General features: G+C 64.2%; 17 protein-coding genes. 10 read left to right on the forward strand and 7 right to left on the reverse strand.

All coding sequences use genetic code 11. From position 1 onward, the window contains the following. Positions 1 to 32: 32 nt before the first annotated feature. Positions 33 to 650 (reverse strand): DedA family protein, encoded by a 618-nt coding sequence (locus FJ970_RS00750; protein ID WP_140765491.1) that lies wholly within the window; start codon positions 648 to 650, stop codon positions 33 to 35. Beyond that, positions 647 to 1,246 (reverse strand): class I SAM-dependent methyltransferase, encoded by a 600-nt coding sequence (locus FJ970_RS00755; RefSeq protein WP_140765493.1) that lies wholly within the window; start codon positions 1,244 to 1,246, stop codon positions 647 to 649. The genes FJ970_RS00750 and FJ970_RS00755 overlap by 4 nt, the downstream gene beginning before the upstream one ends. A 292-nt stretch (positions 1,247 to 1,538) precedes the next feature. Between FJ970_RS00755 and FJ970_RS00760 the strand changes: the two genes are divergently transcribed. From FJ970_RS00760 to FJ970_RS00775, 4 genes are all read left to right on the forward strand, one after another. After that, positions 1,539 to 2,213, forward strand: a complete 675-nt coding sequence (locus FJ970_RS00760; RefSeq protein ID WP_140765496.1) for a response regulator transcription factor — start codon at positions 1,539 to 1,541, stop codon at positions 2,211 to 2,213. Between the two features lie 10 nt (positions 2,214 to 2,223). Beyond that, complete coding sequence (locus FJ970_RS00765) at positions 2,224 to 3,585, forward strand: sensor histidine kinase (protein ID WP_140765498.1); 1,362 nt, start codon at positions 2,224 to 2,226, stop codon at positions 3,583 to 3,585. 68 nt (positions 3,586 to 3,653) lie between these two features. After that, the gene (locus FJ970_RS00770) at positions 3,654 to 4,103 is read left to right on the forward strand and encodes an RrF2 family transcriptional regulator (protein ID WP_140765500.1); all 450 of its coding nucleotides are present in this window, start codon (positions 3,654 to 3,656) and stop codon (positions 4,101 to 4,103) included. Then, positions 4,093 to 4,992, forward strand: coding sequence for an NAD(P)/FAD-dependent oxidoreductase (locus FJ970_RS00775; RefSeq protein ID WP_140765502.1), 900 nt, complete (start codon positions 4,093 to 4,095; stop codon positions 4,990 to 4,992). The genes FJ970_RS00770 and FJ970_RS00775 overlap by 11 nt, the downstream gene beginning before the upstream one ends. On the opposite strand, the gene FJ970_RS00780 is transcribed toward FJ970_RS00775, so the two are convergent. Beyond that, positions 4,989 to 5,765: a DeoR/GlpR family DNA-binding transcription regulator gene (locus FJ970_RS00780; protein WP_140765504.1), complete on the reverse strand. Its 777-nt coding sequence runs from the start codon at positions 5,763 to 5,765 to the stop codon at positions 4,989 to 4,991. The two genes, FJ970_RS00775 and FJ970_RS00780, sit on opposite strands and share 4 nt — an antisense overlap. Positions 5,766 to 6,183: 418 nt before the next feature. On the opposite strand from FJ970_RS00780, the gene FJ970_RS00785 reads away from it, so the two are divergent. Both FJ970_RS00785 and FJ970_RS00790 read left to right on the forward strand, forming a co-directional pair. Continuing rightward, on the forward strand, positions 6,184 to 7,071 hold the full coding sequence (locus FJ970_RS00785; RefSeq protein ID WP_140765506.1) for a phosphotransferase family protein: 888 nt from the start codon (positions 6,184 to 6,186) through the stop codon (positions 7,069 to 7,071). Next, a complete protein-coding gene (locus FJ970_RS00790) occupies positions 7,068 to 9,521 on the forward strand; it encodes a GcvT family protein (protein WP_140765508.1) in 2,454 nt (817 codons plus the stop codon). The genes FJ970_RS00785 and FJ970_RS00790 overlap by 4 nt, the downstream gene beginning before the upstream one ends. Here the strand turns inward: FJ970_RS00790 and FJ970_RS00795 are convergent. After that, complete coding sequence (locus FJ970_RS00795; protein WP_140765510.1) at positions 9,518 to 10,150, reverse strand: class I SAM-dependent DNA methyltransferase; 633 nt, start codon at positions 10,148 to 10,150, stop codon at positions 9,518 to 9,520. The genes FJ970_RS00790 and FJ970_RS00795 overlap by 4 nt on opposite strands. Before the next feature lie 94 nt (positions 10,151 to 10,244). On the opposite strand from FJ970_RS00795, the gene FJ970_RS00800 reads away from it, so the two are divergent. Next, on the forward strand, positions 10,245 to 11,147 hold the full coding sequence (locus FJ970_RS00800; protein WP_140765512.1) for a phosphotransferase family protein: 903 nt from the start codon (positions 10,245 to 10,247) through the stop codon (positions 11,145 to 11,147). 18 nt (positions 11,148 to 11,165) lie between these two features. On the opposite strand, the gene FJ970_RS00805 is transcribed toward FJ970_RS00800, so the two are convergent. Both FJ970_RS00805 and FJ970_RS00810 read right to left on the reverse strand, forming a co-directional pair. After that, positions 11,166 to 12,089 (reverse strand): DMT family transporter, encoded by a 924-nt coding sequence (locus FJ970_RS00805; protein WP_140765514.1) that lies wholly within the window; start codon positions 12,087 to 12,089, stop codon positions 11,166 to 11,168. 108 nt (positions 12,090 to 12,197) lie between these two features. Next, entirely contained in the window at positions 12,198 to 13,478 is a 1,281-nt protein-coding gene (locus FJ970_RS00810; protein ID WP_140765516.1) for an amidohydrolase family protein, read from the reverse strand. Between the two features lie 150 nt (positions 13,479 to 13,628). Between FJ970_RS00810 and FJ970_RS00815 the strand changes: the two genes are divergently transcribed. From FJ970_RS00815 to FJ970_RS00825, 3 genes are all read left to right on the forward strand, one after another. Next, a complete protein-coding gene (locus tag FJ970_RS00815; RefSeq protein WP_140765518.1) occupies positions 13,629 to 15,383 on the forward strand; it encodes an ABC transporter ATP-binding protein in 1,755 nt (584 codons plus the stop codon). A 264-nt stretch (positions 15,384 to 15,647) separates the two neighbouring features. Further along, positions 15,648 to 16,994, forward strand: coding sequence for an IS5 family transposase (locus FJ970_RS00820; protein WP_227791889.1), 1,347 nt, complete (start codon positions 15,648 to 15,650; stop codon positions 16,992 to 16,994). Between the two features lie 227 nt (positions 16,995 to 17,221). Then, on the forward strand, positions 17,222 to 18,412 hold the full coding sequence (locus FJ970_RS00825; protein WP_227791992.1) for a helix-turn-helix domain-containing protein: 1,191 nt from the start codon (positions 17,222 to 17,224) through the stop codon (positions 18,410 to 18,412). A 105-nt stretch (positions 18,413 to 18,517) separates the two neighbouring features. Here the strand turns inward: FJ970_RS00825 and ilvD are convergent, their stop codons facing one another. Then, the gene (gene ilvD, locus FJ970_RS00830; protein ID WP_140760805.1) at positions 18,518 to 20,362 is read right to left on the reverse strand and encodes a dihydroxy-acid dehydratase; all 1,845 of its coding nucleotides are present in this window, start codon (positions 20,360 to 20,362) and stop codon (positions 18,518 to 18,520) included. Positions 20,363 to 20,443 lie beyond the last annotated feature (81 nt).

The raw sequence follows: 20,443 nt of genomic DNA on the forward strand, positions 1-20,443 counted from the left end.
TTATCCCGTGACCGGAGATTGGTGCAGCGCGGTCAGCCGAGCATCAGCCTGATGCGGCGTCGCCATGTCGGGCCATAGCGCAGCGCAAGCATGAAGGTCGTCTCCAACGCCACGACGATGACGATGATGCGCAAGCCCACCGCGAAGGAATCCTGGCCACTGTCGTGCATGAGGTAACCGGTCAGGAGAAAGCCCGCATTCCATGTGGTGGCGCCAAGCAGCGTCGCGGCCGCGAAAGGCAAGGCAGGCAGACAAAGCGCGCCAGCAGCGATCGGCAGGTAATTGCGCACGGTCGGGATGAACTGTGCCAGCAAGGACACCCTGACGTGATTGCGGCGATAGGCCTGGCCCAGCTTGCGATAGGTTTCGGGGCGCAGGAAGACATATCTGCCGGCTCGTCCGATCAGCCTGTCGGCACGGTCGTACCCGATCCGGCGGCCGACCGCATACCAGACAAGGCAGCCGGCGAAGGAAGCAAGTGTCGTCACCGCCAGCAGGACCGCCAGCGTCGCGCCGTCAGGCGCCGCCGTCATGCCGAGAAACAGCAGCAACACATGCGAGGGCGGAATCGGCAGGATCTTCTCGGTGAAAGCGAGGCAGAAGACGCCGAACAGGCCGAAGCCGAGAATGGCCGACAACGGTCCCGTCATGCGAAGCGCCAGTCGTAGGTTTCTGACGTCTTGATCCTGGCGATGCGATAGACCGTCGCCGGCGGGAAGTTGCGAAAGGTATGGCCAACCCGCGTAACCTCGAGATCGAGCCTGTCGAGCAGCGACTGGTCGAACGGGCAGCGCCGTCCGAGCGTGAACTGATAGAGCGCTCCGCCCAGGCGAAGATTGGCGAAAACACCTTCGAGAATGGCGAGCGTCTTGCGCGGCGAAATCAGCCGGAAAGGCAAGCCGCTGACGGCAGCACCAATGACCGGCCGGTGGAAGAGCGACAGATGGCGCAGACCGACAGCATCCATTTCGAAAATCCGGGCAGCCGGAAAGCGACGCTTGAGCAGCACGGCAAAATCCGGATCGGATTCGATCAGCGTCAAATCTTCCTCCTTCACCCCGCGCGACAGCAGCGCCCGTGTGAAAGGACCGGTTCCTGGACCGAGCTCCAGCACGGGGCCTGTCTCGGGTCCGATGTCACGGGTCATCAATGCCGCCAGGCTGGAGCTGGACGGCGTGACGGAGCCGACCCTGAACGGCGCCACGGTCCACGCCGCGAGGAAAGACAGAGCATCATTTACAGGCATGGTAACCTCGATCCCAGACAACAGCACGCCAGATTGTGTGGCCAACTGATTCGTTTCAGCGCCATTTCGTTTCAGCGTCGGGCCCGACCTGTTGCATATTCGGGCCCGACGCCTTCTCGCCGGCATGGGCGATTCGCGCCGACCGACGCTGTTTGCCGCGACTGGGTTGCATAGACATTGCGCAATATCGCGGAGCCAAAGAAAGCGCTCGTCGACCTCCGGCCGTTCGGCTTTGCCATGTTTGCGCAATGTTGGCGCGGTAACGCCCGAGGCCGTTGCTGGAGAATTGTCGATGCGAATCTTGCTGGTCGAGGACGAGCCTGAAATGGTCTCCGCCTTGCGTGCCGCGCTGAAGCGCCACGACATGGTGGTCGATCACGCCGGCTCGCTCAACGAAGCCGAAGGCTTCGTTGCCGCCGACAGCTACGACGCCATCCTGCTCGACCGCCAGTTGCCGGATGGCGACGGGCTGTCGCTGGTTCCCAGATTGCGTTCGGCCAAGAACACGACGCCAGTGCTGATGCTGACGGCGAGAGGCGATACATCGGACAAGGTCGATGGGCTGGACATGGGCGCGGACGACTATCTGGCAAAACCATTCGCCTTCGAGGAATTGCTGGCCCGCCTGCGCGCGCTGCTCAGGCGCCCGGCACCGCTGCAGTCACAGTTTATCCGCGCCGGCGATCTGGTGCTCGATGTCGGGCATCGCGAAGCGTCTGTCCGTGCCGAACCGCTCAGCCTGCCGCGCCGCGAACTCCTGGTGCTGGAGGCGTTGATGCGGCGCACCGGCCGCATGGTGCAGCGTGAGGCGCTGATGGAGGCGGTGTTCGGCCTCGACGACGAGATCCAGTCCAACGCCCTCGACACCCATGTCTCGCGCCTGCGCCGCAAACTCGCCGATGCCGATGCCGGGGTGACGATCAACGGCATTCGCGGCGTCGGCTATCTCCTGCGCGAGACGACATGAGCGCCAAGCAATGAGCCTCAAGCGTCCGCGTTCGCTGAAATGGAGCCTGGTGCTGCGCATCGCCTTGCTGCAATGCGCGATGCTGACGCTGATCATCGTCGGCATTCTCGTCGCATTGCTCGCCACCGGGCTCATTCCGCACGATTATGAAGACGGCACAATGGACGTGCTGGCGGATGCGGTGGCGCGTGACGCAGGCGGCAAGCTCGTCCTGCGCGAGACCGCGGACCTGACGAAGCTGCGATCCGAGGTCCCCGATCTCTGGTTCATCATCCGAGACAAGCAGGGCCAGCGGCTGCAGGAGGGCACCGTGCCGCCCATCTTCCAGCCTTTCGCCGGACTGCTGGATGCTATCAGCGACGCCCGTATCGACCACGCAATCGGGCAATCCGCGCCGCCGGAGGGAAAGATCCGCTGGACCGACACGGCGGCCGGCAATGTCCAGATCTTCACCGGCACCAAGGGCGGGCTTTCGCTGCTGCGCCTGCTCGGCCAGGCGCCGCAATTCTTCCTGCAAGGCATATTGCCGCTCGCCGGGCTGATGGCGCTGGCCACGCTGTTCGCGACGCCCTGGGTGGTTCGTGGCGCCCTTTCGGGGCTAGGCCATGCAGCCGCAGAGGCCGAACGCATCGACATCGACCAGCGCGGCGTGCAGTTGCCGCTGAAGGACGTGCCGACGGAAGTGACACCGCTGGTCAAGGCGGTGAACGCAGCCCTTGCGCGGCTGGACAAGGGCTATGAGCGCCACAAGCGTTTCCTCACCGACGCCGCCCATGAGCTCAGAACACCGGTCGCCATCCTCAACACGCGCCTGGCCTCGCTGCCGGCGACACCGGAACGGGCACGGCTGCTGCAGGATGCGGCACGGCTTTCGACGCTGACCGACCAGTTGCTCGACCTGCAGCGGCTCGACCGGCAGACATCGCCTTTCGAAAAGGTCGATCTCGTGGCGATCGCGCGCGGCGTTATCGTCGACCTCGCGCCGATGGCGTTCTCGGCCGGCTACGAAATGTCGTTCGAGCCGGACAGCGACACGCTTTTTGCAACCGGCGACCGCACCGCGATCGAACGTGCGGTGACCAACATCGTCCAGAACGCCATCGAGCATGGCGGCCGCGCCGGCAAGATCACCGTCGGCGTCACAACGCCCGCCGTCATAGAGGTCCGGGACGAAGGCGACGGCGTGCCGCCGGGCGAGCGGGAGCGCATTTTCGAGCCCTTCTACCGGCTGCGCCCGCAGGATCATGGCGCCGGCCTCGGCCTCAACCTCGTGCAGGAAATCATGCATCTTCATGGCGGCCGCATCGAAATCCTCGATGGCAAGCCCAGCGGCGCCTGCTTCAGGATGAGTTTTCGCGCTTTGCCGGCATAGCGTCGCCGCGAGTTCACAGGGACGCCGGCGCGTTTGACATCGCAGCTTATTGTAACTAATTAAGTTACATGAAGCGCAACAGCCGTCTATCCTCCACCTTGCATATCCTCGTCCACATGGCCGAGAAACCCGATCAAGCGCTGACCTCCGAGCAGCTTGCCACCTTCATTCATACAAATCCGGTGGTGGTGCGCCGCACCATCGCCGGCTTGCGCGACGCCGGCATCGTCACCTCGTCGCGCGGGCATGGCGGCGGCTGGCTGCTCGGGCGCGCGCCCGAGAACATTTCCCTGGCCGAGATAAGCGTTGCCCTTGGCGAGACGCTGCTGCCGTTCAGCACCGAGCCGGAAAGCCCGGGCTGTCTCGTCGAGCAAGCGGTGATCGCCGTGCTCGACGATTTTCGCGTCGCGGCCGAGAGGCTGCTGGCGGAGAAGCTCAGCCGCATCACGCTGGCTGACCTGACCGCCGATTTCCGCCGCCGTTTCGACCTCATTGGAGTTTCCAGCCATGCAGTATGATCTTGCCGTCGTCGGCGGCAGCTTCGCCGGCCTGTCCGCGGCCATCCAGGGGGCGCGGGCGCGGCGCAACGTGCTGGTGATCGACGCCGGCCAGCCGCGCAACCGCTTTGCCGCGCATTCGCACGGCTTCCTCGGCCAGGACGGGCGCACGCCAGGCGCCATCCTCGACGATGCCAGGCGGCAATTGCTTGCCTATCCGACGGCCAGGCTGGTCACCGCGCGTGCGGACAAAGCCATTGCGAACAGCGGCAGTGATTTCGAAATCACCATCGATGGCGGCGAGACATTCGGCGCCGCACGACTGGTGCTGGCAACCGGCGTGCGCGACATCCTGCCGGAGGTTCCCGGGCTTGCCGAGCAATGGGGCAAGACCGTGCTGCATTGCCCCTATTGCCACGGCTACGAGGTTTCCGGCGGACCGCTTGGCGTGCTCGCGACCGGCCCGATGTCCATGCATCAGGCGCAGCTGATTTCCGACTGGGGCGACGTCACGCTGCTCGGCAACGGCCTGATCGAGCCCACCGCCGAGGAGATGCTCGCGCTGGAGGACAAGAATGTAAGATTTGAGCCCGCGACGGTCAGCGAACTGAGGGAAGACGGCTCCGGCGGATTGGTTGTCCACCTGGACGGCGGCCGGAAGGCCGGCGTCAAAGCGATGTTCACCGCGCCCCGCAACACGATGGCGAGCCCGCTGGCCGAACAGCTCGGCTGCGGCTTCAAGGACGGCCTGCTCGGTCCGACGATATCGGTCGATGACAGGCAGCAGACGACCGTTCCCGGCGTCTATGCCGCCGGCGACGCTGCGCGCGCGATGCACAACATCGCCTTCGCCGTGTCGGGCGGCACTTTCGCGGGCGTCTGTGCCCATCAATCCCTGGTGTTCGGCTAAATTCCGGCTTCGCCGCCGGCGATGCTGAGCCGCGCGCCGGCTTGTGCGAGGGCGGCTCCAACGTCATGCGGCGGCGCGCGGTCGGTGGCGAGTTCGGAAAAGCCGTCGAAGCCGCAGACCTGAACCAGCCCCTGGCGGCCGAACTTCGTGTGGTCGGTGACGACGAGCGAGCGCTGGCCTCTGGACAGCACCATGCGGGCGAATTCCGCCTCGTCCAGATCAAAGTCCATGACGCCCGTCACCGCATCCACGGCGCCGGTCGAGATGATGGCGTGGCTGACCGAGAAGCGGCTGACGAACTCGATCGCCGACGTCCCGAACGCGGCGCCTGAATCGCTGCGCAGCTCGCCGCCCGCCATATAGACCTTGTTGCCGTTGATGGTGGCCAGCGTGCGGGCGATATCAGATGAGTTGGTGACGACCGTCAGGCGCCGGTGGCCGAGCAGTTCGCGCGCCAGGAACGACGTCGTGGTGCCGGTGTCGAGCATGATCGATTCGCCGTCGCGGATGGTGGCGGCAACCATGCGCGCGATGACGCGCTTGGCGTCGGCATGCTCGCGCATGCGCCGTTCGAACGGTGCCTCGCCGATCATCGACGGCAGGCCGATGGCGCCATGCATCTTCAGAACCGAGCCGTCGCCGGTGAGCGGCTTGACGTCCCGCCGCACGGTTTCGAGTGAAACGCCCAACCGGTCGGCAAGGCTGGCGATGGTGACGGTTCCCTCTTCCTGCAACAGCCGCAGGATCTCGCCATGCCGTTTCGAGTGGACCATATGTGCGCGTCCCAGAATTTGCCCGCTTCTATGGCATTCCTAGCGCTTTTAAAGGAATTGCCTATACTTTCGGGCAAAATACCCAAAAAAGGTCACATCTTTTTATTGACAGAAGGGCAACCCTGGCGTGAAATCCACCCTCAATAGGGTTCGGAGCTGCAGCGGGAGGTTAATTGGCAGAGCCGCAACTCATTGACCGGACAGCCCGTAACGTGTCTGGCTCAAGGAATTTTCAGATCCGCGGGGGCGGATGCCGGGCTCAAAAGTCTGGCCAAGGGGCTCGTCGGTGCGGTGCGGGATACCGATCCTGGCGTCCCGCACCGACGAGATTGTTTGCGTTTCTCCCCGCCGTCATTGCGCTGCCCATGGCGCCTTGTCGAAACCCGGCAAACCAGGCCAGCAAACCAGGGATGATTTCGTGATTGCCGAAGACCGCATCCGCGCCCTTCCCTGCTGGACGGGCGCCATCGAGATCGCACCGCTGCCCGGCGGCTTGAGCAATGCCAATTATGTGGTCACCGATACGGCTGGCAAACATGTCGTGCGCTTCGGCCAGGATTATCCGTTCCACCATGTCTTCCGCGAACGCGAGGTGATGACCGCGCGAGCGGCGCACGCTGCCGGCTTCGCACCGGCGGTCCATTATGCCGAACCAGGAATCCTGGTGACGGCGTTTCTTGGCGCCAAAACCTATCTGGCCGAGGACGTGCGCGCCAATCTCGGCCGCGTCGCGGCGCTGATGCGCGGCTTTCACCGGGAGATGCCCAACCATATCTCCGGCGCCGGCTTCATGTTCTGGGTGTTTCACGTCATCCGCGACTATGCGCGCACGCTTGACGAGGGCAACAGCCGCAAGCGCGGTGACCTGCCGCGCTTTCTGGCGCTCGCCGACGAACTGGAGCGCGCCCAGAAACTGCTGCCGATCGTCTTTGGCCACAATGATCTCTTGCCGGCCAATATTCTCGACGACGGCAGCAGGCTGTGGCTGATCGATTTCGAATATGCCGGCTTCAACACAGCAATGTTCGACCTTGCCGGCGTCGCTTCGAACGCGGGCATGAGCGACGAGGAATCCTTCGCCTTCCTGACCGCCTATTTCATGAAGGAACCGGACGAGGCGATCCGCCGCTCGCACGCAGCCATGCAATGCGCCTCGCTGCTGCGCGAGGCGATGTGGAGCATGGTGTCGGAGCTCTATCTCGACGCGCCCGGCATCGACTACGTCGCCTATACCGAGGAAAACCTGGCGCGGCTCGACGCGGCGCTGGAAAACTACCGGACAAAATACGGGATCCTGAAATCATGACCTTGCCTAGCCAGGCCGCGATCGTCGTCATCGGCGGCGGCATCATCGGCTGTTCGACGGCCTATCATCTGGCGCGCGACCACAAGGCCGACGTGGTGCTGCTCGAACAGGGCAAGCTGACCTCGGGCTCGACCTGGCATGCCGCCGGCCTGGTCGGGCAATTGCGCTCTTCGGCCTCGATCACGCGGGTGCTGAAATATTCCGTCGATCTCTACAAGGGGCTGGAGGCCGAGACCGGCCTTGCCACCGGCTGGAAGATGACCGGCTGCCTCAGGCTCGCCACCAATGCCGACCGCTGGACCGAGTACAAAAGGCTGGCGACGACGGCGAAAAGCTTCGGTATGGACATGCATTTGCTGTCTCCGGCGGAGGTCAAGGCGATGTGGCCGCTGATGGAGACCGGCGATCTCGTCGGCGCGTCCTGGCTGCCGACCGACGGCCAGGCGAGCCCTTCCGACATCACGCAGTCGCTGGCCAAGGGCGCGCGCATGCATGGCGCCAAACTCTATGAGGAGGTGCGCGTCACCGGTTTCGAGATGAAGGGCGACCGCATCACGGCGGTGAAGACCAATCAGGGCGACATCGCCTGTGACAAGGTCGTGAACTGCGCCGGGCAATGGGCACGACAGGTCGGCGCCATGGCCGGCATCGATGTGCCGCTGCAGCCGGTGAAGCACCAGTACATCATCACCGAGAAGATCGCGGGGCTGGCCACCGATGCGCCGACGCTGCGCGACCCCGATCGGCGCACCTATTTCAAGGAAGAGGTCGGCGGCCTGGTGATGGGCGGCTATGAGCCGAACCCGCAGGCCTGGACAACCGGTCTGCCCGGGGGCGACGTGCCCGATGACTGGGAGTTCCGGCTGTTCGACGACGACTACGATCATTTCGAGCAGCACATGGCGCAGGCGATCGCACGCGTGCCGGCGCTGGAGACGGTCGGCGTCAAGCAGATGATCAACGGGCCGGAGAGCTTCACGCCGGACGGCAATTTCATCCTCGGCGTAGCGCCCGAATGCGCCAACATGTTCGTCGGCGCCGGCTTCAACGCCTTCGGCATCGCGTCGGGCGGCGGCGCAGGCTGGGTGCTGGCGCAATGGGTGGTCGATGGCGAGGCGCCGCTCGACCTGTGGGTGGTCGACATCAGGCGCTTTTCCAACCTGCACCGCGACCGGCACTGGGTGTGTGAGCGCACGCTGGAAGCCTATGGCAAGCACTACACGATCGGCTTCCCGCACGAGGAATACGTTTCCGGCCGGCCGCGCATCGTCTCGCCGCTCTACGACAGGCTGAAAGACCATCGCGCCGTCTTCGGATCCAAGCTCGGCTGGGAGCGGCCTAACTGGTTCGCGCCGGAGGGCGTCGAGCCAAAGGACATCTATTCGATGGGCCGGCAGAACTGGTTCGCCGCCGTCGGCGACGAACACCGGCATGTGCGCGAGCATGTCGGCATCTTCGACCAGTCGTCCTTCGCCAAGTATGAGTTGAGCGGGTCCGACGCGGCGAAGGCCCTGGACTGCATCTGCGCCAACGATGTCGGCAAGCCGGTTGGCCGGCTGACCTACACGCAACTCCTCAACACGCGCGGCGGCATCGAGGCCGACCTGACGGTGTCGCGGCTTGGCGAGGAAAAATTCTACATCGTCACCGGCACAGGTTTCCGCAACCATGACGCCTCGTGGATCAGCGACCATATTGGCGAGGGCCTCGATGCCCAGCTCGCCGATGTCACCGAGGATTTCGGCACGCTGTCGCTGATGGGACCGCGTGCCCGCGACGTGCTTTCGGCGGTGACCGGGAGTGACGTGTCGAATGCCGGCTTCCCGTTCGGTCATGTGCGCGAGATCACAATAGCCGGCTACACAGTGCGGGCGCTGCGCGTCACCTATGTAGGCGAACTGGGCTGGGAGTTGCATGTGCCGATCGCTGCCACCGGCGAAGTCTTCGACGAGCTGATGGTCGCCGGCGGGAAACACGACATCCGGCCGGTCGGCTACCGCGCGCTGGAATCGCTGCGGCTGGAAAAGGGCTATCGCGCCTGGGGCTCCGACATCACGCCCAATGACACGCCGCTGGAGGCCGGGCTCGGCTGGGCGGTCAAGCTGCGCAAGAACACCGACTTCGTCGGACGGCGCGCGCTCGAGAAGGTTGGCGGCGCGTCCCTGAAGAAGCGCTTTGCCGGCTTCACGGTCGACGATCCGGAGATCGTGCTCGTTGGGCGCGAGACCATCCTGCGCGATGGCGAGCCGGTGGGCTATCTGACCAGCGGCGGCTATGGCTACACGGTCGGCAAGAATATCGGCTATGGCTATGTGCGCAACGCCGACGGGGTGAGCGACGATTTCCTCGCCTCGGGCAGCTATGAACTGGTGGTCGCGATGCAGCGGACGCCGGCTAAACTCTATTTCGAGCCGCTATACGACCCGGCAATGGAGCGAGTGAAGGCTTAACTCACGCGCAAGGCGAGGCCACGACTCGGGACGGTATCAGCCTCCCCGGGCATCGAGACGTAAGGGCGGGTTTCCTCGGCGCGGGTGACGAGACCTTGCGCCTCGAGTTCCGCGATGCGCGCGGCAAAACCCTGATCCCACAGCGTGTTCTTGACCGTCAGCACGATCACCCCGCCCGGCCGGCAGATACGGATCAGTTCGTCCAAGCCCTCGGCGCCGACATGACCCGAGGTGAACACGCCGGCCGAGATGATACCGGCATAGGTGTCGTTGGCAAAAGGCAAGGCGCCGCCGAGCGCCAGGCAATGCAGCGCCGAATAGACGCCCTTGCGCGCGGCCTGATCCAGCATGCCTTGCGAGATGTCCAGCCCCTCGACCTGGGGATAGCCGGCAATATCCAGCCATTCGCCGATCAGCCCGGTACCGGCGCCGGCGTCGAGCAACGGGGCTGAGCCGCGCGGCAGATGGCGGGCCAGCAAGGCAAGGCAGATCGTCGGATGGCGGTAGCCGGCGGCCGACATGTCGGCGTCATAGGTCTGCGACCACCTGTCATAGAGTGCCGCCACCTCTTCCGGGCGCTTGGCCGCGTAGACCTCGCCAAGTGCGCCATGGTGTTTGCTGTCCGTCACGTGTCCACCAATCCCTCGTCTTGCCGGGATGATAGCCAAACGGCGAAAATTGTGGAACCGTTGCGGCGAAGAAATAGCGCGTGGGGACGCAGGCATGGTCACAGACGAGGCGCAGGCAAAACTTGCCGCCATTCCGGTGCTGGCCGGCTACACCGGGCCGCTGGAACGGCTCGGCGGCCTGACCAATCTCGTCTTCAAGGCCGGCGATTACTGCCTGCGCATTCCAGGCAAAGGCACCGAGGAATACATCAACCGCGCCAGCGAGGCGGTGGCGGCGCGCGAGGCGGCAAAGGCCGGTGTCAGTCCCGAGGTGCTGCATGCCGATGCCGCCACGGGCCTGATGGTGACGCGCTACATCGCTGGTGCCGAGACGATGTCGCCGGAGAAATTCAGGGACCGGCAGGGCAGTCCGGCCCGGGCGGCCGAGGCCTTCCGCAAGCTGCACGCGTCCGGCGCGGTGTTCCCCTTCCGCTTCGAGCTGTTTTCGATGATCGACGACTATCTCAAGGTGCTGTCGACGAGGGATGTCGCCCTGCCCGCCGGCTATCACGACGTGGTGCGCGAGGCCGGCAGCGTGCGCTCGGCGCTGGCCGTCCGCCCCTTGCCCCTCGTCGCCTGCCACTGCGATCCGCTGTGCGAAAATTTTCTCGATACGGGCGAGCGGATGTGGATCGTCGACTGGGAATATTCCGGAATGAACGACCCGCTCTGGGACCTCGGCGATCTCAGCGTCGAGGGCAAATTCGACGCGGCCCAGGACGAGGAGCTGATGCGCGCTTATTTCGGTGGCGAGGCGAAGCCGGCGGAGCGCGGCCGCATCGTCATCTACAAGGCGATGTGCGACCTGTTGTGGACGCTGTGGGGGCTGATCCAGCTTGCCAACAACAACCCAGTAGACGATTTCCGCGCCTATGCCGACGGCCGCTTCGCGCGCTGCAAGGTGCTGATGGAGACAGAGGAATTTTCGCGGCACCTTGCTGCGGTACGCCAAGTCTAGGCACCCGAAATCCGGGCCTCAGTTCACACCCTTCGGCACGTTCTCCGGCGGCACCGTGGTGTCGACCACTTTCTGGCGATGGAAGATGAACAGGCCGGCCAGAACGACAATGCCGGAGCCGATCAGGATGCGTGGACCGGGAACGTCGCCGAAGAACACCAGCCCGAACACCACCGCCCACAAGAGCAGCGTGTAATGCAGCGGCGCCAGAGTCGAGGCCGGCGCCAGTTTCAGCGCCCGCGTGATCATCAGATGCGCGCCGCAGGAGACGATGCCGAGCAGCAGCATGGCGCCGAAATCGAGAGCCGACGGTGTCTTCCAGGCGCCGATGGTCAGCACGCCGCCAACCACCAGCGTGCCGATCGTCTGCCATGTCACCAGATTGGTGTCGCTGGTGCCGCGCAGGCGCCGGTTGAGGATGATGGCGAATGCGAAGGCAAGGCTGCCGACAAGCGCGAAACCCGACGATAGCGAAAACGCGGCAGAGGACGGTTTCAGCATGATCACCACGCCGCAGAAGCCGAGCAGGATCGCCACCCAGCGGCGCCAGCCGACCTTTTCGCCAAGCAGGAAATGCGACAGCGCCGCCACATAGATCGGCCCGGCCATGTAGAAGCTCATCACATCGGCAAGCGGCAGATAGACGACGGCGGCGTAGAACAAAGCGGTGTCCAGCGTCGTCGCCACCACGCGCAGGATCTGCAGCCCGGGCCGTTCCATCTGGAACAGTTTTCCAGCGCCCTGGTTGGCGATCATTGGGCCGAGCACGATGAAGGCGCCAATCGAGCGGATCAGCACCACCTGGCCGACAGAAAAGCTGGTGACCAGCCATTTGCCCATCGCGTCGTTCAGCGCAAACAGAAAGTCACCCGCCAGCATCAGCAGGATGCCGGCCAAAAGCACATTCTTGATTGTGGAATTCTGCGCCACGGGTTGCGTCATGCCGACCCCGACTCCTCCCTCGCCTAAGCCGCGTCGTAGACGGAAGCGGTGGCTTTGACGAGGAGAAATCAGGAAATAGGTAAGACCAGCGTCGGGAATCGGCTGTATCTAGGTGGATATATGTCTGCGGTTCACCTGCGACGGCCTGCCGGAGATCGAAAGCCTGGTATCCTGCCTTGTTCGCTCCGCCACAACCTTGCCCCTGGCGATGACGCAGATGCGCTCGGCGCGCAGGCGCAGGGCCTCGATCGGATTGCCGGCATCGAGGATCACCAGGCTGGCGCGCTTGCCGACGGCCAGGCCGAGTTGATCGAGGCCCATGATCGCGGCGTTGACGTTGGTGACCATGTCGAAGCAGCGCGCCATGTCGGCCGGGCTCGACATCTGGGCGACATGCAGGCCCATGAAGGCGACGTCGAGCATGTCGGCGGTGCCCAGCGAATACCAGGGATCGAGCACGCAATCCTGGCCCCAGCCGACACGGATGCCCAGCGCCTGCATCTCCTTGACCCGCGTCATGCCACGCCGCTTCGGGAACGTGTCGTGACGGCCCTGCAGCATGATGTTGATCAGCGGGTTGGGAATCGCCGAAACACCGGCCTCGGCGATCAGAGGTAGAAGCTTCGAGACATAGTAATTGTCCATCGAATGCATGGAGGTGAGATGCGAACCGGCCACCCTGCCGTGCAGGCCGAGGCGCTGCGTTTCATAGGCGAGTTGTTCGATGTGACGCGACAGCGGGTCATCGGTCTCGTCGCAATGCAGGTCGATCATGAGGCCGCGTTTTGCCGCGATCTCGCACAGTTCCGTGACCGAGCGCGTGCCGTCGGCCATGGTGCGCTCGAAATGCGGAATGCCGCCGACGATGTCGACGCCCATGTCCAGCGCGCGAATGGTGTTTTGGCGCGCCGTCGGCGAGCGATAGAAGCCGTCCTGCGGGAAGGCCACCAATTGCAGGTCGATATAGGGGGCGACGGTCTTCTTGACCTCCAGCAGCGCCTCGACCGCCAGCAGCCGGTCGTCGCAGACATCGACATGGGTGCGGATGGCGAGCAGTCCCATCGAGACCGCCCAGTCGCAATAGGCGAGCGCCCGATCGCGGACCGCTTCGTGCGTCAAGAGCGGCTTCAGTTCGCCCCACAGCGAAATGCCCTCGAGCAGCGTGCCCGACGCGTTGATGCGTGGAATGCCGTAGGATAGCGTGGCGTCCATATGGAAATGCGGATCGACGAAGGGCGGCGAGACCAGATTGCCACGGGCGTCAACCTCGGTCCGCGAGGAACCCTCGAGCTTCGGCTCGATCGCCGCGATCGTCTCGCCGCTGATGCCGATGTCGGCTATGCCGCCCTCCGGCAGCGTGCCGCCACGAACGATTAAGTCGAAATCCATCTCTCATCATCCCGCTTGAAGAATCACAGTTGTATCGTGTCTCAAAAGACAGCCTGCCGCAGCGGTTTCTTTCGATGGCGGCGAAAGGTTCCCTCCGGCGGCAACTCCCTCTATAAGCCGCCTTCGTCATCCCGGCATCAAGGATCAGCCGTGTTTCGCTTCTTCCGCTCGACGGAAAACCAGCGCCTGGTCGCAAGGCTGCTCCGGGAATCGTTCCGGCAGCACAGGGCCGGCTACGCCGCCGCGATCTTGTCGATGCTGGTGGTGGCCGGCATGACGGCCGCCAGCGCCTGGATCCTGCGCGAAATCACCAATGAATTCGTGATCGACAAAAGGGTCGATCGCGTCAACATGATTGCCGTGGCGGTCGCCGGGATATTCATCGTCAAGGGCATCGCCAACTTCGTCCAGGCCTACTTCATGAGCCGGGTCGGCAACGCCATCATCGCCGAACGGCAACGCAAGATCTACGATCGCATCCTGGCGCAAGGCATCGAATTCTACCATTCGACCTCGTCGTCCGACCTGATCACCCGCATGACCAACAATGCGCAGGCGGCGCGCAACGTGCTCGACCTCATCGTCACCTCCTATGTGCGCGACCTGGTGACGCTGGCTGCCTTGATTGGGGTCATGGTCTGGCAGCAGCCGGCGCTGTCCCTGATCTGCTTCGTCGTCGGTCCGCTGGCCATCTATGGAGTCAACCGCATCCTGAAGCGCGTGCGCAAGTTCGCCGCCATGGAGTTCCGCTCGGTCGGCCAAATCGTCCAGGTGATGCAGGAAACCGCGATCGGTGTGCGCGTGGTCAAATCCTTCAACCTCGAAGGCCTGATGCGCAAGCGTATGTACAGGGCGGTGTCCGATGTCGAGGACCGGGCCAACAACATCGCCGCGCTGGAAGCGGTGACCAATCCGGTGATGGAAACGCTGGCCGGCCTGGCGATCGCCGGCGCGGTCATGGTCAGCGGCTTACTGGTCCTGAAGGGCGGCCAGATGCCTGGCAACATCATGGCCTTCATCGCGGCGCTGCTGCTCGCCTATGAACCGGCAAAGCGCCTCGCGCGCGTGCGCATCTCGCTGGAAAGCGGCATTGTCGGCGTGCGCATGATGTTCCAGTTGGCCGACGAGCCGCTGACATTGGCCGAGAAGCCGGATGCAAGGCCGCTTCAGGCAGGACCGGGCGAGATCCGGTTCGACGCCGTCAGCTTCGCCTATCTGAACGGCCCGCCAGTGCTGGACCGGTTCGACTTGACCTTGGCGCCCGGCAAGATGACGGCGCTGGTCGGCCCCTCCGGCGGCGGCAAGTCGACGATCCTGAACCTGATCATGCGCCTATATGACCCGAAGGGCGGCAGGGTGCTGCTCGACGGCCAGGACATTTCCCATGCCACCCTCGCCTCGCTCAGGGAAAAGATCGCCTATGTCAGCCAGGACACGTTCCTGTTTGCCGGCACCATCATGCACAACATCCGGCTTGGTCGCGAGGACGCGACCGACGACGAGGTGATCGCCGCGGCCAGGGCGGCCAACGCGCATGATTTCATCGTCGCGCAGGCGAAAGGCTATGAAACCGATGTCGGCGAGAATGGCGGCCTTTTGTCGGGCGGCCAGCGCCAGCGCATCTCGATCGCGCGCGCCATGCTGCGCAACGCCGAAATCCTGCTGCTGGACGAGGCGACCAGCGCGCTCGACGCAGAATCCGAGGCGCTGTTCCGCGACGCGCTGCAACAGCTGACGGAAGGGCGCACCACGATCGTCATCGCGCACCGCCTGTCGACCGTGCACCAGGCCGACACGATCGTGGTGCTGGAAGCCGGCAAAGTGGTGGAAAGCGGGCCGCACCGGGCCTTGCTCAAGCAGGGCGGGCTTTACCAGAAGCTCTATGAGTATCAGTTGATGCCTTAGTGTGGAGCGGCGCAAGCCGAGGACAGGTAGTCCTGCAGTGTTTGTGCCGCCCCTCATCTGCCTGCCGGCATCTTCTCCCCGTATAGTCGTCGGTGAACTATCCGCAAGGCTTTGATCTGGTTTCCTAATCGGCGAGGAATGCGGGAATAGCGTTGCAACATTTGCGGTGTCTGGTTGCCGTTTTCTTGCAATTCGATTTGACGATTCCCTTGTGCGCCGATGCGTGATTCACTCGTTTTGGCGGGCGAATCGAGGGGACGGCGAATGTCCAGGCCACGCGAGAAGCGCGAGACGGGAGAGCAGGACCTGTTCCGCTCCAGGCTCGATCAGATCATCAACATGAAGCACGAGTTGGTGCGGCTGGCGCAGGCGATCGACTGGCCGGTGCTGGAGGAGCGTTTCGGCGCGGTCTATTCGGACGGTCCTGGCATGCCGCCCTTGCCGACGCGACTGATGGCGGGCCTTGCGATCCTGAAGCACACTTTCGACTTGTCGGACGAGGAGCTGTGCGCCCGCTGGGTGGAGAACCCCTACTTCCAGTATCTGTGCGGTGAAGAGTTCTTCCGCCACGAGCTCTCCTTCGAGCGCTCATCGATGACGCGCTGGCGCCAGCGCATGGGCGAGGAGCCGATCACGGCGCTCCTGCAAGAAAGCCTGGCGGTGGCGGTCAAGAGCGGAGCGATGAAGCCGGCCGATACGCGCCGGGTGATCGTCGACACGACCGTGCAGCCGAAGAACGTGATGTTCCCCACCGACGCCAAGCTCGTCAATCGGGCGCGCGAGCGGCTGGTGCGGCTGGCCAAGAAGGCGGGGCTCGATTTGCGCCAGACCTACGTGCGGGTCGGCAAGCTGGCGCTGATCAAGCACCAGCGCTACGCGCACGCCAAGCAGTTCAAGCGGGCCAACAAGGCGCTGCGCAAGCTCAAGACCTATCTCGGCCGCACCATTCGCGACATCTCCCGCCGGATCACCGGCCAAACGGACCTCGAGGCGAGCTTCAAGTGGCCGCTCTACCAGGCCTCGGCGGTTCTGGAGCAACGTCAGCGCCAGCGCGGCCGCAAAATCTACAGCCTGCACGCCCATGAGGTCGAGTGCATCGGCAAGGGCAAGGCGCATGCCCCTTACGAGTTCGGCGTCAAGGTCTCGATCGCCACGACGCTCGAACGCTCGAAGGGCGGCCAGTTCGCCCTGCACGCTAAGGCACTGCCCGGCAATCCCTATGACGGCCATACGCTCGCGACCGTTATCCCCGACATGGAAAAGACCATCGGCAACGAAATCGGCCGCATCCTCGCCGACGCCGGATATCGCGGCCACAACGCACCTGAAAGCCACAAGCTCAGGGTCTTCACCGCCGGCCAGAAGCGCCGCGTCACACCTGCCATCAAGCGTCAGATGCGCAGGCGATCGGCAGTCGAACCCGTCATCGGCCACATCAAGGCCGAGCACCGCATGGGCCGCAACTACCTCGCCGGCGAACAGGGCGACGCCATCAACGCCATCCTCGCCGCCGCCGGCTACAACTTCTCGCTCCTGATCAAATGGTTCAGGCTGCTTTTGTGGCTTCTCATCACAGCACTCCAAAGCCGCCCCAGATCCAGCGCAGCCTGACCCACTTCATTGTTCACGGACGACCGTATAGTGACGGGGAGAAGGGGCTGGTCGCAACCTCTCAGCTTTCTTGCAACGCCGACAATTGGGCGAAGCCGTTGGTAATGGCCTCTTTCTCCCCGTCACTATACGGGGAGAAATGTCCGGCTGTCCGAACCGGATAGATAGGTAACAGAATGGACCGATAGCATGGGTGACAGTTTTCTTGTCCGCCGGGAGGACCGGCGATGGTTTGGCGAGCGACTGGCATCATGGACGAGCGGCTTCGGTTTGTAGTGGATTGCCTGGCCGGCGAGGAGACGATGAGCGCGCTTTGTGGGGCCTACGGCATATCGCGCAAGAGCGGCTACAAATGGCTTGGTCGCTATCGGGAGTTTGGCCCGGAAGGTTTGCATGATCTGCCGCGGGCGCCGCTCGAGCACGGCCGAGCAACGGCAGCGGAGCTGGTGGATCGGATTTTGGCGGAGAAGCAAGTGCATCCGCTGTGGGGTCCAAAGAAGATCATTGCGCGCCTGAGACGCAGCGAGCCCTGCTGCGACTGGCCGGCGGTCTCGACGGCAGGCGAGATCCTGAAGCGGCACGGTCTTGTGGGACGCCGGCGCAGGCGCTGGCGGGCTGAGGGCAACGGGCCATGGCCGGAGCCTGCGGAGCCGAATGCGGTGTGGACGGCAGACCACAAGGGGTGGTTCCGGACCCGTGACGGATGGCGCTGCGAGCCGTTGACGGTGATGGATGCATTGAGCCGCTATCTGCTGGGGCTCGAGGCGACGGGCTCGACGGCCGACGAGGAGGCGTGGCCGGTGTTTGAGCGGCTGTTTGAGGAGAACGGTCTGCCGGATCGCATCCGAAGCGACAACGGCCCGCCATTTGCGTCGGCCGGCGTCACAGGGTTGACGCCGCTTGCGGTGCGCTTCATCAAGCTCGGCATCGCTCTGGAGCGCATCCAGCTAGGCAAGCCGCAGCAGAACGGACGTCATGAGCGTTTCCACCTGACCATGCTGCCGATGGCCAAGGAACCGGCGGCCGACAGGGCGGCCCAGAGCCAGGCTTTCGAGGACTTTCGGCGCAGCTACAATGAGGAGCGTCCGCACGAGGCGCTTAGCATGGACACCCCGGCGCAGCACTACCGTCCCTCGACCCGGCCGATGCCGAAGACAGCTCCTGAACCCGACTATCCGGCCGAGGCAGCGGTGCGCGGCGTGCGCCAGAATGGCGCCGTCAAATGGCGAGGCACAGAGATCTATGTCTCGGCCACGTTGGCCGGCGAACCGATCGCCATTGAGGAGACCGAGAACGGCAAGTGGGCCATGCGTTTCTACGCCCATCCGCTCGGCTTCATCGACGACAAGCACATGAAACTGGTTCGCCGCAGCGCCGCGCCAACCGGACCGCTTGGCGCTGCGGCAACCGCATCTTAGGGGGAGAAAACTGTTACCTATGTATCCGGTTCATTCTGTTACCCATCTATCCGCTGGACACGGCAGGACAATGAGGGGCAGCGCCGACCTGACGAGATTCGAGCCTTACTCCGGCACGTGCCTCACGGCACCCTTGTCCGCGCTGGTGGCGAAGGCGGCGTAGGCGCGCAAAGCGGTTGTCACCTTGCGCTTGCGCTTTTCCTGCGGTTTCCAGGCGGCCGCGCCCTTGGCCTCCATGGCCGCGCGGCGGGCATCGAGTTCCGCGTCGTCGACGGCAAGACGGATGGTGCGGTTCGGGATATCGATCTCGATCGTATCGCCCTCCTGCACCAGCCCGATCAGACCGCCTTCCGCTGCTTCCGGCGAAGCATGACCGATGGACAGGCCCGACGTGCCGCCGGAGAAGCGTCCATCGGTGACCAGCGCGCAGGCCTTGCCCAGGCCCTTCGACTTCAGATAGCTGGTCGGATAGAGCATTTCCTGCATGCCGGGGCCGCCGCGCGGTCCCTCATAGCGGATGACGACGACGTCGCCGGCCTTGATCTCATTGGCAAGGATCGCCTTGACCGAAGCGTCCTGGCTTTCGAAGACGCGAGCAGGACCGGTGAATTTCAGGATCGACTCATCGACGCCTGCCGTCTTCACGATGCAGCCGTCGAGCGCCAGATTGCCTTTCAGCACGGCAAGGCCGCCGTCTTTCGAGAAAGGGGTCTTCGCCGAGCGGATGACGCCGGTCTCGCGGTTCGTGTCGAGCTCGTCCCAGCGGCGGTCCTGGCTGAAGGCGACCTGCGTCGGCACACCGCCGGGGGCGGCGAGGAAAAAGTCCCGCACATTCTGGCTCGAGGTGCGTGAAATATCCCAATGGTCGAGCGCTTCCCCGAGGCTGGCCGTGTGCACGGTCGGCAGGTCGCGATTGATCAGGCCGGCATTGTCGAGCTGGCCGAGGATGGCCATGATGCCGCCGGCGCGATGGACGTCCTCCATGTGCACGTCGGACTTGGCCGGCGCCACCTTGCACAGGACGGGGACCCGCCGCGACAGCCGGTCGATGTCCTCCATGGTGAAGTCGACCTCGCCCTCATGGGCGGCGGCCAGGATGTGCAGCACGGTGTTGGTGGAGCCGCCCATGGCGATATCGAGCGTCATGGCGTTTTCGAAGGCGCCCTTGGAGGCAATGCTGCGCGGCAATGCGCTTTCGTCATCCTGCTCGTAGTAGCGCTGGGCGAGATCGACGACGAGATGGCCGGCCTCGACGAACAGCCGCTTGCGGTCGGCATGCGTGGCCAGTGTCGACCCGTTGCCGGGCAGCGAAAGCCCCAGCGCCTCGGTCAGGCAGTTCATCGAGTTGGCGGTGAACATGCCCGAGCAGGAGCCGCAGGTCGGGCAGGCCGAGCGCTCGATGACCTTGACGTCCTCGTCGGAGATCTTGTCGTCGGCGGCGGCGACCATGGCATCAACCAGGTCGAGCGCCTGCGTCTTGCCGGCCAGCACCACTTTGCCGGCTTCCATCGGGCCGCCGGAGACGAACACGGTCGGGATGTTGAGGCGCAGCGACGCCATCAGCATGCCGGGCGTGATCTTGTCGCAGTTGGAGATGCAGACCATGGCGTCGGCGCAGTGCGCATTGACCATGTATTCGACGGAGTCGGCGATCAGCTCGCGCGACGGCAGCGAATAGAGCATGCCGTCATGCCCCATGGCGATGCCGTCATCGACGGCGATGGTGTTGAATTCCTTGGCAACGCCGCCGGCCTTCTCGATCTCGCGGGCGACCAGCTGCCCAAGGTCCTTCAGATGGACGTGACCCGGCACGAACTGCGTGAAGGAATTGACCACCGCGATGATCGGCTTGCCGAAATCACTGTCCTTCATGCCTGTGGCGCGCCACAGGCCGCGGGCGCCGGCCATGTTGCGGCCATGGGTGGTGGTGCGGGAACGGTAGGCGGGCATGTTTTTTCCTTGATGGCTGACCGCAGCCGAAGAATGGCGCGGCGGCGCTTAATTTTGATCGCAGGGGTTATAGACGCGCAA

Origin of the sequence: Mesorhizobium sp. B2-1-8, from assembly GCF_006442545.2 — a bacterium.
GTDB lineage: Bacteria > Pseudomonadota > Alphaproteobacteria > Rhizobiales > Rhizobiaceae > Mesorhizobium.

Bases quoted from the DNA above. Each gene is read 5' to 3' on its own strand.
- FJ970_RS00750 (WP_140765491.1), bottom strand. From the start codon at position 650: ATGACGGGACCGTTGTCGGCCATTCTCGGCTTCGGCCTGTTCGGCGTC.
- FJ970_RS00755 (WP_140765493.1), bottom strand. From the start codon at position 1,246: ATGCCTGTAAATGATGCTCTGTCTTTCCTCGCGGCGTGGACCGTGGCG.
- FJ970_RS00760 (WP_140765496.1), top strand. From the start codon at position 1,539: ATGCGAATCTTGCTGGTCGAGGACGAGCCTGAAATGGTCTCCGCCTTG.
- FJ970_RS00765 (WP_140765498.1), top strand. From the start codon at position 2,224: ATGAGCCTCAAGCGTCCGCGTTCGCTGAAATGGAGCCTGGTGCTGCGC.
- FJ970_RS00770 (WP_140765500.1), top strand. From the start codon at position 3,654: ATGAAGCGCAACAGCCGTCTATCCTCCACCTTGCATATCCTCGTCCAC.
- FJ970_RS00775 (WP_140765502.1), top strand. From the start codon at position 4,093: ATGCAGTATGATCTTGCCGTCGTCGGCGGCAGCTTCGCCGGCCTGTCC.
- FJ970_RS00780 (WP_140765504.1), bottom strand. From the start codon at position 5,765: ATGGTCCACTCGAAACGGCATGGCGAGATCCTGCGGCTGTTGCAGGAA.
- FJ970_RS00790 (WP_140765508.1), top strand. From the start codon at position 7,068: ATGACCTTGCCTAGCCAGGCCGCGATCGTCGTCATCGGCGGCGGCATC.
- FJ970_RS00800 (WP_140765512.1), top strand. From the start codon at position 10,245: ATGGTCACAGACGAGGCGCAGGCAAAACTTGCCGCCATTCCGGTGCTG.
- FJ970_RS00805 (WP_140765514.1), bottom strand. From the start codon at position 12,089: ATGACGCAACCCGTGGCGCAGAATTCCACAATCAAGAATGTGCTTTTG.
- FJ970_RS00810 (WP_140765516.1), bottom strand. From the start codon at position 13,478: ATGGATTTCGACTTAATCGTTCGTGGCGGCACGCTGCCGGAGGGCGGC.
- FJ970_RS00820 (WP_227791889.1), top strand. From the start codon at position 15,648: ATGTCCAGGCCACGCGAGAAGCGCGAGACGGGAGAGCAGGACCTGTTC.
- FJ970_RS00825 (WP_227791992.1), top strand. From the start codon at position 17,222: ATGGTTTGGCGAGCGACTGGCATCATGGACGAGCGGCTTCGGTTTGTA.
- ilvD (WP_140760805.1), bottom strand. From the start codon at position 20,362: ATGCCCGCCTACCGTTCCCGCACCACCACCCATGGCCGCAACATGGCC.